Origin of the sequence: Allotamlana fucoidanivorans, assembly GCF_045788535.1 — a bacterium.
Taxonomy (GTDB): domain Bacteria; phylum Bacteroidota; class Bacteroidia; order Flavobacteriales; family Flavobacteriaceae; genus Allotamlana; species Allotamlana fucoidanivorans.
Map to the genome: position 1 here is coordinate 2813946 of NZ_CP074074.1, position 15838 is coordinate 2829783.

A 15838-nucleotide genomic window follows, 5' to 3' on the forward strand; every position below is an offset into this window, starting at 1 on the left:
ATTTCGTTGAGATAAAAAAAACAGCCATGAACCAAATTACACGCATCAGTTTCAGTTTAATCTTAGTGTTCGTTTTAGGATGTCACAATAAAGAGAAAGCTTTAAAAGAAAAGACCAAACCCAATGTGTTATTTATTTTAGTAGATGATTTAGGATATCATGATTTAGGGGTAACTGGCAGCACATTTTATGAAACTCCAAATGTAGATAAATTGGCTCATGAAGGCATGATGTTCACCCAAGGCTACGCTGCTAGCAGAGTATGTAGTCCGTCGCGCGCAAGTATTATGACAGGGAAGTTTACCGCGCGTCATGGTATAACAGATTGGATTGGAGCAAAGTCAGGCGAAGATTGGCGTACAAGAAATCGCCATGATAAATTATTGCCCGCTAGCTACAAAATGCATTTGCCTAATGAAGATATTACCATTGCCGAAGCTTTTAAAACTAATGGCTACAAAACATTTTTTGCAGGAAAATGGCATTTAGGAGGTGAAGGCTCATTTCCTGAAGATCATGGATTTGATATTAATATTGGAGGCATAGACGCAGGATCTCCTCGAGGTGGTTTTTTCTCGCCTTGGAATAACCCAAAATTATCGAATAAAGAACAAGGTGAAAATTTAACACTGCGTTTAGCTAATGAAACGGCAGATTTTATTTCAAAACATAAAGATACCGCGTTTTTTGCTTTTTTGTCTTTTTATGCCGTACATGCACCAATTCAAACCACAGAAGAAAAGTGGAAAAAATTTAGACATAAAGCTGATAGTTTAGGTATCGCTGAGTCTGGATATGTGATGGAACGTGTGTTGCCTATAAGAACTGTTCAGGACAATCCTGTTTATGCTGGTTTGGTAGAAACAATGGATGATGCCGTAGGTATTGTTTTAAAAGCTTTAAAAGATAATAATATTGATGACAATACAATTGTTGTGTTTACTTCAGATAATGGGGGCGTAGCATCAGGTGATAATTATGCTACCAGTAATTTACCTTTAAGAGGAGGTAAGGGCTACCAATGGGAAGGAGGCATACGTGAACCTTATTTTATAAAAGTGCCTTGGTTGAAAAATAGAGGTGCAAAAACTGATTTTCCTGCTGTTAATACTGATTTTTATCCCACACTTTTAGATTTAGCTAATGCGCCATTAAATCCAGAACAACATGTTGATGGTTTAAGTTTAAAGCCGTTATTAGAGGGAAAAGAATTGGAAGTAACCAGACCATTATATTGGCATTATCCGCATTATGGAAATCAAGGTGGAGAACCTGCTTCAATTATTCAATACGAAGGTTGGAAACTTATACATTATTGGGAGGATGGACATGAAGAACTCTATAAATTGCCGTCTGAAGAACATGACCACCTCAATGTAATTGATACAAATACCAAATTAGCCAACCAACTTAGTGAAAAACTCATGCAGTGGTTACAATCGGTTGGAGCAAATTATCCTGTTAAGGATTCAGAATATGATGCTGAAGCTCATAAAAAATGGCATTTGAATAATGTTAGTAAAAAGCTACCATCATTAGAAACACAACGTATTGAAACACTTTCTAAAGATTTCAAGCCTAATGAAAATTGGTGGAAAAGTAAACTCACGGTAGACTAATAAAATTTACATCAAAATCAGGATAGAACAGGTCACTTATTTAATGCAATCGGTCTATTTTTATACCTACAATCAGGTGTGTTCTTGTTGATGAGAATACTTAACCCAGTTTTAGTATATGAAAAAATTAGTACAAGTAGTGTTTATTTGTTTGGTTTTGCTTCCAATTTCTATTTTGGGACAAACCATAAATCCTCCAACTGGACGCATTGCAGTGGTTGCCGATGGTAACTCACCCGATCCTGATGATTTAGGCGGAACCGCCGTAACCCTAGCGCTATTAAGAGCTTCTGGTTTACAAGATAGACTGGTACACTATTCTCATAGCTGCGATTTGGTTAGAGATGATAGAATTTCAAAACAAGCCGAAAAAGAGCGTCATTATTTAATGCAAGTGGCTTGTGATATGACTGCCAGACGCTGGGGGGGCTTCGATCATATAACCTTCTATGATGCTTTATGGCAAAAAGAGGAAACTATAAATGATTTAGCTTGGGCTATAAATGCTTCAACTGCTGAAGACCCGTTATGGATTATTGAGGCAGGAGAACCTGATATTATTGGAATGGCTTTAAAAAAGACACCAAAAGCTAAACATAAATATGTAAAAGTGGTAACACATCATCCAGCCAATGATAATGCAGGCGACTTTTATACATGGCAGCACATACTTGATTTTGGTGTTGAAGAAGTTCGAATTCCTGATCAAAATATTAACTTAAAAGTAAAGCTAGAAGAATGGGATTGGGCTAAAAATCATAAAGATCCCCGAGTACAGTTGGTTTGGACTATGGGGAAAATGGCAGAAGTAGATGATGTTGTTAAATTCCAAAAAGGAAAATGGGATTGCTCTGATGCCGGAATGGTATTGTACTGGATTACAGGAGCAAATGTAAATAACGGATTAGAAGCCGGATCTGTTAGCGTAGTTAAGTCTATACTTTTGGACTTTATTGATAATAAATAGAAGAGTAGTTTAAATAGAGTTGTTAATAATTTCGATTATTAATGTTGTTGTTTTAGTTAAAAGAAAGGTGATGTAAAAATCACCTTTTTTTATGGGATTAGTTTTCAATTAAAGTCAATAAGCATATGTCTGCACCTTAGCGTTTTTTTAGACGATCATGGTACGTGTTTGTAAAAAAAGTCTCAGTGATTCTATAAGTTGATACTCTGTATTTGAACCATAAAAAAGCCTAGAAAAATAATTATGTAAAGCTTTTTTTTATAAAATGAATAGGTGAGGAGAGAGGCCTATAACTTTTTTACAACCACGGTATACATTCTACAATCTTCTGGCGCGTCGCCATTCGTATTTCCAGCCATAATGATGCTTTCTCCAGCTTCAGCTACCTTGTACTGTTAATCTCTTTTTGAGAATTACAAGATGCAATACCAATTACTCCCATGGATATTAGAAGTGTTTTTAAGTACGTTTTAAGCATTGTATGTGTTTGGTTGTTATTGTGGAATTAATTCGATGATTTTCACGCTATGTGGCTCTAAATCTACTTTAATGGTAAATTTGTCATTTTTCTTTTCAACCATGGTGTTTGTAACCGTTTTAGTAAGTTTAGCTAATTGTTCATATTTAGAAAGATTTGAACTTAAAACCGTTTTCCAACTATCTTCAAAACGGTCTGATGGATGGTTACCATATAACACGACCATTGGTTTTTTCTCCTACGCCAGCTGCTCTAATATCTTTATATAATTCATGCATTATGATACTATGCGTTTTATCAACCGCCCATTCATTTCTTTTCATGTTGTTCCTCTTGCTATTTGCTCACCTTCTATTTGCGGATATAAAGTTCTTTTAGATGAGCTATTACGAGTCTTATTGTGGTTGTAATCATCAGGGGGCTTGTATTTCTATAGGTGCTTACTACTTTGTTTTCAACCATTTTCCATGGCACTTTACTCAATACAATTCTAAGTTTAAAGCCTGTGCTCATAAAGTTTCTAATGCTTGTTACAAGGCCACTAAAATCTGTAATAATAATGCCGGAAGCATCAACTTCTTTGTAAAGATTGATTAAGATGATCAACGCGACCGCCCATCATTTTTACTAAATTATAACTTTTAGCGTAAGACTTTATACCGTTTAAGCTAGTTATAAAGCCAGAATTGTTAAAGCGTGTCTGGTTAACCATCGTGCGTGTTGACCAAAAATTGTAAAACTGACCAACCACGTTACCAGTGTTTATAGTAACAATTTATTAAAATCTTCTGGGGAGTCTTCAGATTTTGAGCAAGCATAAAACGCAATAAACAGAGGTATAAATAATAAAGAAGCGATGTGCTTTAAGTTATTAGTTTTCATAGTTTTAAACAATATGGATTATATAGGAGGGAATTGTATAAAAGTAAAGGATTTCATATTTCGAACTGAGCTGTTCTATCATGCTTAATGTTTTTAGGGTAAATAAAGCTTTCAGAAAAAACAAAGAATTGCATACTTCATGTATTTCTGAGAATATGGTATTAAATTTTAGTTTTTTTGAATTTTTGACTTTGTTATTTGAAGTCTTGGGTGTATGGTTAAACGTTATAGCATGTTGTTAGCATAACAGTACATAACGGGTAGTGCAGGATACTTTGAAAATAATTAACAAATATTTTGCGGTACTATTAATAAATTAACTAAAAGACTTATGAAATTAAAAACTAAACACAGAAAGTTTCCTGATTTCAGGAAATTGTGGATTGTTGGAGTACTGTTGCTTCTGGGGGCAGCAGCAAATGCACAATCTGTATCTGGTACCGTGTCTGCCGATGGACAGCCCTTACCAGGAGCAACGGTTCTTGTAAAAGGGACTACGAAAGGAACATCAACCGATTTTGATGGTGAATTTAAAATTGAAGCTGGAGCAGAAAACACTCTGGTAATCTCTTACGTTGGCTATGCTACTCAGGAAATTGAGGTTGGCAGTCAAACTCAAATTAATGTAATATTAGTGGCTGATAATAAACTTGACGAAGTGGTTGTTATTGGTTACGGAACACAAAGAAAGTCAGATTTAACAGGTTCTGTTTCCTCTGTGAGTTCAGAGGATATTACAGCTTTGCCAGTTTCTAGGGTAGATCAAGCATTACAGGGTAGAGCAACTGGAGTTCAGGTTACACAAACCAGTGGTGCTCCTGGAGCCGGCACGGTTATTAGAGTAAGAGGAGGTAACTCCATTACGGGTAGCAATGAACCGCTTTGGGTAATTGATGGTATTGTGGTAGGAACAAATTTTAACCTAAACAATATCAACTCAAATGATATTCAATCTATTGAAATATTAAAAGATGCTTCATCTATTGCTATTTATGGTTCTAGAGGCGCCAATGGTGTGGTTTTGGTAACTACCAAGAGTGGTAGGGGTGCTGGGACAGGAAAACCTCAGGTAAGTGTTAACCTCTACACTAGTTTTCAAAACGTTCCTGAATTACCTCACATGCTTACACAAGAAGAACAAATTGATTATACCAACGAAGACGCCACCTTTAGAGGCGTGGCCATACCATTTCCAAATGACCCTTCAACTTATCCTGACAACGATTGGTTCGATTTAATCATGCGCACGGCACCTATTTATAGTGCAGACGTTTCTATTGCCGGGTCAACAGATAATATAAATTACTATAACTCAATTAGTTATTTTAATCAAAAAGGTATAATAAAAAGTTCTGGGTTAGAAAGATTTGTTTTTAGATCTAATTTAGATTATACTTTAAGTGATAAATTAAAGGCTGGATTTAGGTTTAACTATTCTAGACTAAATCAAGATAACGGAGTTGTTGGTTTTAATAGTGCTTTTGGAACACTTAGAACACAACCTGCATATAATGATGATGGAACTTATAATGGATTTAATGAGGTTATAGGTGCCCCATTTAATAATCCATTGGCGGCTATTGAGTTAAATACTAATGAAACTTTTAATAATAACTTATTAGCAACGGCATATTTAGAGTACAGTCCGATAAAAAATTTGGTAATTCGTTCAACATTTAGTCCAGAATTTAATAATACCAAACGGAATCGATTTAATTCTAGTCAGTTACCAGGTCTTCTTGCAACCAATGTTTCTGATGGAGGAGAAGCCTCTGTGCGAACAGTGGCATCTACGGGATGGAATAATGAAAATACCGTTCAGTATTCAACAGACTTTAATGAAAATCATAGTTTAGTGGTTTTGGGAGGGGCGTCTTTTCAAAAGGTGTCTACCGAGATTGCTGAGTCACAAGCTTTCGGTATAACCAGTGATGCAACTGGTTTTAATAACTTAGGATTTTCTGATCCTACCAGATCTGTTGTAATAAGTGATTATGACGGTTTTCAAATAGCTTCTTTCTTCGGAAGAATAAATTACGCTTTTAAGGATAGATACTTATTGACTTTGGTAGGTAGAACTGACGGTAGTTCACGTTTTGCTCCAGGTAATAAATATGAGTTTTATCCATCAATAGCAGGAGCATGGAAAATTACAGAGGAGTCATTTATGCAAAACCAAAATGTATTTCAAGACTTAAAATTAAGAGCGAGTTACGGTAAATCAGGTAACCAAGCCATTGAAGCTTACAGAACATTTGGTCTATTAACCGAGGCTAATACCACCTTAGGAGGAAAAGAAGTGTCAGGTTTAACCATCGGACGACCAGCAAATCCTAATCTAAAATGGGAAACGACTAATTCTTTTGATTTAGCTTTAGAGGCTTCATTATTTGGAGGTAGAGTGTTTACAGAATTAAACTATTACTATAAGAAGACAAATGATTTACTGCTTGATGTTACCATTCCCAGACAAACTGGTTTCACAAGTCAATTACAAAATGTAGGATCACTAGAAAATAGAGGATGGGAACTTTTGATAAATTCTACCAATATTAGAAATACTAATTTTACATGGGGCTCAACATTAACCTTGTCATCTAATAAAAATAAAATTTTAGATTTGGGAGGAGCTGAATTTATTGATGTTACCGTTGATGAGATTTTAGGATCTGATAACACCCGTTTAATTGTAGGACAGCCTGTACCCGTATTTACCGGTGCTAGATATTTAGGAACTTGGAAAAGTCAGGAAGAAATTGATAATTCAGGATTTACAGGTCCAGCAGCTGTAGGTGGGGCAAGGTTTGAAGATATTAGTGGGGATGGTATCATCTCAAGCGAAGATTATGTGATTGCTGGTGACCCTACTCCAGATTTAATATTTGGTTTTGAAAACAAATTTTCTTACAAAAATTGGGATTTATCATTTTATTTTCAGGGAACCGTTGGTAACGAGGTGTTTAACTTGCTCATGCGAAACAATTATTTTAATCGAGGAGAAGCTACTAAATTTGGTGATATAGCAGATCGTTGGAAAGAAGGGGTAAATGAAACTTCAAATATTCCTAGAGCGGGAACAGATACTGTAGGTGGTATACCTCCAAACACAGAATATATAGAAGATGGTTCTCATGTACGCCTTAAAACAGCAAGATTGGCCTATAATGTACCTGTTAATGATTGGGGTTTAAAGGGAGTTAAAGACGCTACGATATATGCGTCAGGAGCCAATTTGTTATTGTTCTCAAGCACGCGATTAATTGATCCTGAGGCTAGTAGTTTTGGGAGAACTGGATTAGGTAATATAGCACAAGGATATTTAAGTGGACAATACCCCAATCCGCGTACTATAACATTTGGCCTAAATGTAACATTTTAAAAAATTAAAAATAGATTATGAAAACAAAACACATATTTGTATACTTCTTCATGATATTCTCATGTTTAGCATGTGAAGATTTTTTAGAAGAAGAGCCAAGAGCATTAGTTTCACCAGAGACATTTCTGTCTACTGCAAGTGATGCGAGAACCTTTATCAATGGATACTACGCTATTTTAAAGAATAACTCCATATATGGCCAGGTTGGGCTAGATCATTTTTATGATAATGGATGTGATATTATAGAACCAAATCGTATAGCAAACTTCGTTGCAGGAATTGGTAATTATGAGTTAAATGAAGCTAGCGCTGACAGATCTGTTCAAAAGATGAGTGTATCTGATACTTGGAAGGATTTGTATCGGGTTATTTTAAACACCAATGTTTTGATTGCTAGAATTGAGAACAACGAAAATATATCTCAGGAGCTACGCTCAGATTTTGTTGCAGATGCAAGATTTGTACGTGCTTTGTGTTATTGGCATATTACGAATCTTTGGGGAGATGCGCCCTTCTACACAGAGGTGCTTACCCTTGAAGAGATTTCGGTTTTAGGAAGAACTGATCAAGACATAATTTTAGATGCTGTTTTAGAGGACTTAGAATTTGCTCAAGTAAACCTTAAAGATGCTTATACGGGAGACGAAGCAGGTAGAGCTTCAAAATGGGCCGCTGCTTTAATAGAGGCTAAAATTCATATGCAGAAAAAGAACTGGCAAGCAGGATTGAACAAATGTTTGGAAATTATCAATCAATCACCACATCGAATATTGCTCAGTTATGGTGAAGTGTTTGATCCAAATAATGAGTATAATGCTGAAATCATATGGTCTTTAGACTTTGCAAAAGACATTAGAGGACAATTTGAAGAAGGTGTAATTAGAGCAGATGGTACACTACCAGGTTTCGCAGGTAATGGTAACTGGAGACCAAGTATGTTTAACCCAAGGTTAAGAGATGAGCCGGCAAATAATGATGATCGGGAGGCTTTAATTGCGGCGTTAGCGGCAAATGGAGAGGCAATGAATGGTACTGGTTTACAAGTAGCATCAAAAGATTTTGCTGAAAAATTTCCTCAAAATGATTTAAGACGTCCATACAATATAATGGATACCTACGAGGGCATACAATTGAATTTTCCTTACATGCCAAAATTCATGAATTTAAAACTTGATACATCTCCTCGTTTTAACCATTCAGATAACAGAATGGTATTCCGTCTAGCTGATGTATATTTAATGGCTGCTGAGTGTGAAAATGAATTAAACGGGCCAGCTAATGCTTATCAATATATTCATGAAATACGAAAAAGAGCTTATGCTACCCAAGCCGAATGGGAGTTGTCTGGATTAAGTCAGCAAGAATTTAGAGAAGCTATTTATGATGAACGAAAATGGGAGCTAGCAGGTGAAGCCTGGAGAAGATATGATCTTATCAGATGGGGTATTTTATTTGATGTAGTTGAAGATTTGGAATACCGTTTTTGGAATCCTGCAGGAAATATCCGCTCTTGGCATGTGAAGTTGCCAATACCTTTGCAAGAATTAATAAATAATCCAGCCTTACTGGATTCAGATCCAACAAATAACGGATATAGAGGAAATTAGAGTGTTAATTTGATTAATTTGAGTTAGTTTTAAAGACCAAGGCATAATTTGTTTTGGTCTTTTTTTAGATAATAAAGATAGTTAGATTTATTAGATTGCAGCACAGTACAGGATATGAAGTTGAATTTGCTCAATTATATTTGGTAAATCAATACCTAAACAAATACTGTATTAATGAAAAAAATAGTGCTTACTTGTTTTATAGCAGCTAGCATATTTAATTGTAAAGCGCAATCAAAACGTCAAAAACCTTCAAGTTATGCAAATCAGGGCATTACTGAAAAAGTAGAACAATTGCTGAGTCAAATGACTTTTGAAGAAAAAATTGCAGAGATGACACAAGATGCACCTGCTAATGAACGATTGGGTATTCCTGTTATGAAATATGGCGAAGCATTACATGGATTATGGCTTGTTCTTGATTATTATGGTAATACAACTGTCTATCCTCAGGCAGTGGCTTGTGCTTCCACATGGGAACCTGAGTTAATCAAAAAAATGGCTTCACAAACAGCCTTAGAAGCGCGTGCTTTAGGGGTTACACATTGTTATTCGCCTAATCTAGATGTTTATGCCGGAGATGCGCGCTACGGTCGTGTTGAAGAGTCGTATGGTGAAGATCCTTATCTAGTGTCACGAATGGGGGTTGCATTTATTCAAGGTTTACAAGGCACCGGTAATGAGCAATTTGATGAAAATCATGTTATAGCAACGGCTAAGCATTTTGTTGGATACCCTGAAAACCGTCGTGGTATAAATGGAGGGTTTAGCGATATGTCTGAACGTCGTTTGCGTGAAGTTTACTTGCCATCTTTTGAAGCGGCTGTAAAGGAGGCTAAGGTAGGTTCTGTTATGCCAGGACATCAGGATTTTAACGGTGTACCTTGCCATATGAATACTTGGTTGTTAAAGGATATCTTGAGAAATGAACTAGGTTTTGATGGATTTATTGTTTCTGATAATAATGACGTTGGCAGGTTGGAAACCATGCATTTTATTGCTGAAACCAGAACTAAAGCGGCTATCTTAGGATTAAAAGCAGGTGTGGACATGGATTTGGTTATAGGGAAAAACGAAAAACTAGCAACCTATCACGCTAATGTTTTGAAGGATACCGTGATGCAAGATCCTTCATTAATGAAATATATAGATAAAGCCGTATCTCGTAATTTGACCGCAAAATATAAATTAGGTTTGTTTGATTCAGAACCAAAAGACATTGATCCAGAAACCGTAAATGCTGGTCGTGATGAGCATCGGGAGTTTGCTTTGGAAATGGCCGAAAAATCTATAATCATGTTAAAAAATGACAATAATCTTTTACCTCTGGATGTATCAAAGATAAAATCACTAGCAGTTATTGGTCCGAATGCGCACGAAGAAAGACCCAAAAAGGGAACGTATAAACTATTAGGCGGGTATTCAGGATTGCCACCATACTATGTTTCGGTTCTTGATGGTTTAAAGAAAAAAGTAGGTGATAGAGTAAAAATAAACTACGCTAAAGGTTGTGATATTGATAGTTTTTCAAAAGAAGGATTTCCGGCAGCTGTATCTGCTGTAGAAGAATCTGATGCTGTAGTGTTAGTTGTGGGGAGTTCGCATAGAACATGTGGTGAAGGCGGCGACCGTTCAAATCTTGATTTGTATGGGGTTCAAAACGAATTGGTAGAAGCCATTCATAAAACAGGAAAACCTGTAATTGTGGTCTTGATTAATGGTCGTCCATTAAGTATAAATTATATCGCTGAGAATATACCATCTGTACTTGAAACATGGTATGGCGGTATGCGAGCTGGAGATGCTGTTGCTAATGTTCTTTTTGGCGATGTTAACCCCGGTGGTAAATTAACCATGTCTTTTCCGCGCTCTGTAGGACAAGTGCCTGTTACTTATTTGGAGCGTCCTGACTTTATAGGCTCTGGAAAAGGGAAGTATCGTTTTAGTGATAAATCACCCTTATATCCATTTGGCTACGGATTAAGTTATACCACATTTAGCTATGGTGAACCTAAATTAGAACAAGCTACTATTAGTGTTAAAGGTTCAACAACAGTGGCTATTGATGTTACCAACACAGGTGATAGAGAAGGTGATGAAGTAGTACAGCTATATGTGCGTGACGATTTTGCATCGGTAGGTAGATATTTAAAGTTATTGAAAGGCTTTGAGCGGATAACACTAAAGCCAGGAGAAACTAAAACGGTGCGTTTTAATTTAGGGTTTAATGAATTAAATATTTTAAACCAGCAAATGAAAAAGGTTGTGGAGCCAGGAACCTTTACCATTTCATTGGGAGGATCGTCTTTAGAAAAAGATTTAAAAAAGGTAAAACTTTCTGTTAATTAGAAATGCATCACCAGCGCAAAGAAGTCGCAATTTAGGGGCTTTTAAAAAACATATGGAGGTCAATGTAAGGTGCAAATGAATAGTTTTTATTGGTTTACAGGATACTACAGGATGCTATTTAGGGTGTTTATAATTAATATTGAGTATTAAAAACTTTAAAACTAAATACTTATGAAAAAAATTACTTTAAAAATTTCTGCATTTTTAATGTTAACTATGTTTGCTTTGCAGGTGCAAGGGCAAATTGTAAGTGGGCAACTTGTGTACATAAAAAACGTAGCCACTGGCGAGTACCTAAAGGGACCTAATACAGATACTTATGAGATGGGGGTCTATACAGGAGGCGATGATTTTAAATTTTATCTTGTTGAAAGTGGTAGTTATTGGAATATTGATAGCGAAAATAGGGGTATAATGAGAGGTGTAGGAAGTACTAGAACAACAGTTCATACCACAAAAGCACCACCTGCAGGAGACGTAGATAAAGTTTGGACAGCTGTTAGTTTAGGTTCTGATACTTATCAATTTTATCTACGAGATAATGGAGCTATGCTCATGCAGTGGAATAGTTCTGATGGTGCTCTTAAGTTGCTTAAGGATGATGCTGGTACTGATACAAGCGCTCATTGGGTTCTTGAAACCTCAGAGCCTGTTTTAAGCAACGAAAAATTTGATACCAGTTCAATTTTCATTTCTAACCCGGTAAACAACATATTAGATATTAAAGGTCTAACTGCTAGTGTAAACAAAGTATCAGTGTACTCTTTGTTGGGTAACGTAGTGCTGACGCAATCTTTACAAGGAGAGTCTGCTATTAGCTTAAACGTAAGTGGCTTAGCTTCTGGTATGTACATTGTAAAATTACAAGGAGAAAACGGAAGTTTTTCTAAGAAAATTGTAAAACAATAAGAATAATTTTTCTAAAACATAACTTAAAATCATTCTAGCTGGCAAGGTTAGAATGATTTTTTTTTAATATATAATACTAATAAATTTATACACGAAGACCATGCAAAGATTAGCCTTTAAAATGAAACTCAATCCAAGGCAAAAAGAAGCTTATAAAGCGCGACATGATGCCCTATGGCCTGAACTCAAGCAGTTACTTAAAGATGCCGGTGTGAGTGAGTATTCCATATTTTTAGATGAAGAAACTAACACATTGTTTGCATTTCAAAAGGTTTCGGGCAATGGTGGGTCTCAAGATTTAGCAGATAACCCCATTGTACAAAAATGGTGGGCGTATATGGCCGATATTATGGAAACCAATCCTGATAATTCGCCCGTTTCTGTGCCTTTGGAAGAATTGTTTTTTATGGAATAATTAGAAAGCGCAATCCAAGTGTCAATGTTTCCGTATATGAGTAAAAGGCTTTTAAATTACCTCTAAGTGCTTTAAGGTATTTGTGTTACGTGGGGCAGTATAGTACATGATAGTTTCTCGGTTTTATATTTCTATTTTTAGAGCCTCAAATTGAATAATTGCAAAAAAAAGAGTGCTTATGAAAAACAATGACGTTAAAACCTACTGGCGTAAGACTTTATTTATGGTTTTATGGCTTGCAAGTATAGCAATAGCTCAGGCTCAAGTAGTTCTTGAAAAAGAAATAAAAATCACTGATCTCGGTCTTCATTTTGACGGAAGTAAAGTTACAAGTGGCGCCTCTAACACCGGAGATAATGCCCCTTATGATTATTTTTTTGGTCGTAATATTTCAGCACATGGTGATTGTATAAAGACGTATGGTGATTATGTTTTTATGACCTGGTATAGAGGAGGTAAAGAAGATAGGCATGTGATGCTAACCCGGTATAATACCAAAACAGGTACCATGGCTACTATAGAATTTCCACATAGGCATACGGGGTACCAAAATAAGTATTGGATTGGTGAATCGCACAACACAATTGCTGTAGGTGTAAGCCCTCTTGATGGTACCATTCATTTGTTATACGATATGCATTCTTACAGTCCTGCAAGACCATCTGATGGCAGTTTAGCAAATGATTATTTTAGGTATTCTTATTCGGTGAAAAATGCGGCATTGTTGCCCGATGCCGATTTTACTTTAGATAAATTTGTTCAAAATGGTACCGGAGGATATAAGCATTTAAGCATGCCTGGATCTGCTGCTAATTCAGAATTCTTGTCATTAACCTACCCAAGATTTTTTCAAAATGAAGGTGGAGACCTTTTTATGTTGATGCGTGAAGGTGGGAATAATAATGGGATGTATAAGTTTATAAAATATGATTATAATACTGGTAATTGGGGAGACTTCACAGATTTTAATAGGTTAAATGCAAAAAGTCAACCCGGAATTGATTTTAACTGGGGACTTTACGGTGATATGAAATACGTTAACGGGAAATTGCGTATTGGTTTTCAGCGTAGATCTCAAGACAATAATGATAAATACCTATATCAAAACGGGGTGTATTACGCGTATTCTGATGACCAAACTGGAGCAACCGGTTGGAAAAACTATAAAGGAGAGGATTTTTCTGTACCCTTATGGGATGCAGATGAAATAAAGGTTATGGAGCCTGGAGATTATGTAACCACAACTCAAGCAAATAAAGTATACATTGTTGGTGGATTTGATTGGACAGTAACAGCAAATGAAGATGTGCATATTATAAGTCAGGTAAGAGATCTTGAAAATAATGTAACTAAGAATTTACATACCTATAAGCCTTCTGGAGCAACTGATTTTATTACGTCTGAAGACTTTGCCGGAGGTGCTGCATTATATACTTCAGGAAACAGTATATTTCTAATTGGGTTAACCAGTAGCAAGCGTATTTTTATAGAACAGGCTGAAGGAGGAACCAATAACTTTACTCGTGTTTATGAAGCAACCACTGGCAGAACATTTGATCATGGGGTTGTACATATAGAGAACGGTAAGGTTTACTATTATTTAATGGAAAACAAAACTGGTAATGCCCAGCCTTTATACTTACAGATTATTGATTTGGATATTGTTCCTAAGGATCCAACAAGCCCAAATAATTTTACAGTTCAATCCGTGGGTGAAACGTGTACAGGAATGAATAATGGTAAACTTGTTATTAACGCAGAGGCCAATCATGATTATGTAGCTACTATTAATGGCGTTAATTATGGGTTTACACAAAATAAAACCATTGATAACCTAAGCCCTGGCACCTATAATTTGTGTATTGATGTGGTGGGTAAAAGTTTTGAGCAATGCTTTGAGGTTAATATTCAGGCAGCAGAAAGTCTTACAGGTAAAATTAGTATTAGTAAACAATCAGCAGTGGTTTCTGTGCAATCAGGCAATGCACCTTATGTAGTGATTAAGAATGGAGAGGAAGTGTTACAAACCTACCAATCTGATTTCAGTATAGATGTCTCTCACGGTGATGATATTCAAGTAAAAACGACTAAAGATTGTCAAGGTGTTCTGTCAAAAACCATTAATTTGTTTGAAGATTTGAAGGCTTATCCTAACCCCACAAACGGCGCATTTGAGCTGTTTATGCCCAATGATATGGATTATGTAGATTTAGAAGTTTACAATATCCAATCACAGGTGATAATCTCAAAACGCTTTAAGGTTAATTCGGGAAAATTAAAGCTTAACCTAGAAGATAAACCCAGTGGTTTATATTTTGTGAAAGTGAATATAAAGAAACCAGTATTTATTAAAGTAATAAAAAATTAAAATGAAAAGATCATATTTGTATTTAGTAATTCTAACGAGTATTTTTTTATCTTGTAGTGGTGGCGGAGATGATGATCCCGGCTCAAACCCAGAGCCTGCAAACACAGCACCAACAGTTCCAGTACAAACTTACCCGTTAAACAATACGCTTTGCATTGATAACAATGTTGTATTTGAATGGAATGCTTCAACTGATAAAGAAGGAAATACCATAACGTATCGGGTTGAAGTATCTGAAAGTAATGATTTTGCTGCATTAGCATATGATGTTTCAAGTTCAGGCACGTCAAGAGTTTTAATTTTAGAAAAAGGAAAAGCCTATTACTGGAGGTTAAAAGCTAGAGATAATAAAGGAGAAGAAAGTGCCTATTCCGCAGTGAGTCAATTTTTAACCGAAGGTGATGGCGAGTCAAATCATTTGCCTTTTGCACCAGAGTTGGTGGCACCTGTATTAGATTCTGAAATTGATGGCACTAGTACCGCCTTAAGTTGGACAGCTAGTGATATAGATAATGATACTTTGAGCTATGATGTGTATTTAGATACCAACTCTGAGCCAACAACAAAAGTATCAGAAGGACAATCAGCAACAACCTATGATGCCACAGGGTTAACTGCAGCATCTACCTATTATTTCAAAATAGTTGTTAAAGATGGTAATGGTGGCGTTACAATCGGACAAGTTTGGAGTTTTACAACAAAGTAATTTTATAGCAAAGAGGATTGTAAATTAACTGTGAATTTACAATCCTCTTGTTATTATACTTCTTATTTGCACAAAAAAATATTTTTATCCACTTTTTTAGGAATTTTGTGTGCTTCCCGAATGTTAACTTTGTGTGATTTTAGAGAGTATTCGTGTTTA

General features: G+C 35.9%; 11 protein-coding genes. 9 read left to right on the forward strand and 2 right to left on the reverse strand.

The annotated features are described in order from the left end of the window. The first annotated feature begins 26 nt into the window (after positions 1–26). Both KFZ70_RS12135 and KFZ70_RS12140 read left to right on the forward strand, forming a co-directional pair. Positions 27–1619: a sulfatase gene (locus tag KFZ70_RS12135; RefSeq protein ID WP_139696307.1), complete on the forward strand. Its 1593-nt coding sequence runs from the start codon at positions 27–29 to the stop codon at positions 1617–1619. Between the two features lie 118 nt (positions 1620–1737). Then, complete coding sequence (locus KFZ70_RS12140) at positions 1738–2586, forward strand: hypothetical protein (protein WP_199240665.1); 849 nt, start codon at positions 1738–1740, stop codon at positions 2584–2586. 494 nt (positions 2587–3080) lie between these two features. On the opposite strand, the gene KFZ70_RS12145 is transcribed toward KFZ70_RS12140, so the two are convergent. Together KFZ70_RS12145 and KFZ70_RS12150 are read right to left on the reverse strand one after the other, a co-directional pair. Next, complete coding sequence (locus KFZ70_RS12145; protein WP_139696306.1) at positions 3081–3290, reverse strand: hypothetical protein; 210 nt, start codon at positions 3288–3290, stop codon at positions 3081–3083. A gap of 125 nt (positions 3291–3415) precedes the next feature. Next, positions 3416–3670, reverse strand: a complete 255-nt coding sequence (locus KFZ70_RS12150; RefSeq protein ID WP_139696305.1) for a hypothetical protein — start codon at positions 3668–3670, stop codon at positions 3416–3418. A 607-nt stretch (positions 3671–4277) separates the two neighbouring features. On the opposite strand from KFZ70_RS12150, the gene KFZ70_RS12155 reads away from it, so the two are divergent. From KFZ70_RS12155 to KFZ70_RS12185, 7 genes are all read left to right on the forward strand, one after another. Further along, the gene (locus tag KFZ70_RS12155) at positions 4278–7325 is read left to right on the forward strand and encodes a TonB-dependent receptor (protein WP_139696304.1); all 3048 of its coding nucleotides are present in this window, start codon (positions 4278–4280) and stop codon (positions 7323–7325) included. Positions 7326–7342: 17 nt separating this feature from the next. Next, positions 7343–8932: a RagB/SusD family nutrient uptake outer membrane protein gene (locus KFZ70_RS12160; RefSeq protein ID WP_139696301.1), complete on the forward strand. Its 1590-nt coding sequence runs from the start codon at positions 7343–7345 to the stop codon at positions 8930–8932. A 174-nt stretch (positions 8933–9106) separates the two neighbouring features. Beyond that, on the forward strand, positions 9107–11281 hold the full coding sequence (locus KFZ70_RS12165; protein ID WP_233244029.1) for a beta-xylosidase: 2175 nt from the start codon (positions 9107–9109) through the stop codon (positions 11279–11281). 171 nt (positions 11282–11452) lie between these two features. Further along, positions 11453–12190, forward strand: coding sequence for a T9SS type A sorting domain-containing protein (locus KFZ70_RS12170; protein ID WP_139696299.1), 738 nt, complete (start codon positions 11453–11455; stop codon positions 12188–12190). Between the two features lie 100 nt (positions 12191–12290). After that, the gene (gene rhaM, locus KFZ70_RS12175; RefSeq protein WP_139696297.1) at positions 12291–12605 is read left to right on the forward strand and encodes an L-rhamnose mutarotase; all 315 of its coding nucleotides are present in this window, start codon (positions 12291–12293) and stop codon (positions 12603–12605) included. 178 nt (positions 12606–12783) lie between these two features. Beyond that, positions 12784–14973, forward strand: a complete 2190-nt coding sequence (locus KFZ70_RS12180) for a BNR-4 repeat-containing protein (RefSeq protein ID WP_139696295.1) — start codon at positions 12784–12786, stop codon at positions 14971–14973. 1 nt (position 14974) lies between these two features. Beyond that, entirely contained in the window at positions 14975–15679 is a 705-nt protein-coding gene (locus KFZ70_RS12185) for a fibronectin type III domain-containing protein (RefSeq protein ID WP_139696293.1), read from the forward strand. Positions 15680–15838: the final 159 nt, after the last annotated feature.

Coding starts and splice junctions, on each gene's coding strand:
- KFZ70_RS12135 (WP_139696307.1), top strand. CDS start 27: ATGAACCAAATTACACGCATCAGTTTCAGTTTAATCTTAGTGTTCGTT.
- rhaM (WP_139696297.1), top strand. CDS start 12,291: ATGCAAAGATTAGCCTTTAAAATGAAACTCAATCCAAGGCAAAAAGAA.
- KFZ70_RS12165 (WP_233244029.1), top strand. CDS start 9,107: ATGAAAAAAATAGTGCTTACTTGTTTTATAGCAGCTAGCATATTTAAT.
- KFZ70_RS12185 (WP_139696293.1), top strand. CDS start 14,975: ATGAAAAGATCATATTTGTATTTAGTAATTCTAACGAGTATTTTTTTA.
- KFZ70_RS12140 (WP_199240665.1), top strand. CDS start 1,738: ATGAAAAAATTAGTACAAGTAGTGTTTATTTGTTTGGTTTTGCTTCCA.
- KFZ70_RS12160 (WP_139696301.1), top strand. CDS start 7,343: ATGAAAACAAAACACATATTTGTATACTTCTTCATGATATTCTCATGT.
- KFZ70_RS12180 (WP_139696295.1), top strand. CDS start 12,784: ATGAAAAACAATGACGTTAAAACCTACTGGCGTAAGACTTTATTTATG.
- KFZ70_RS12170 (WP_139696299.1), top strand. CDS start 11,453: ATGAAAAAAATTACTTTAAAAATTTCTGCATTTTTAATGTTAACTATG.
- KFZ70_RS12155 (WP_139696304.1), top strand. CDS start 4,278: ATGAAATTAAAAACTAAACACAGAAAGTTTCCTGATTTCAGGAAATTG.
- KFZ70_RS12145 (WP_139696306.1), bottom strand. CDS start 3,290: ATGGTCGTGTTATATGGTAACCATCCATCAGACCGTTTTGAAGATAGT.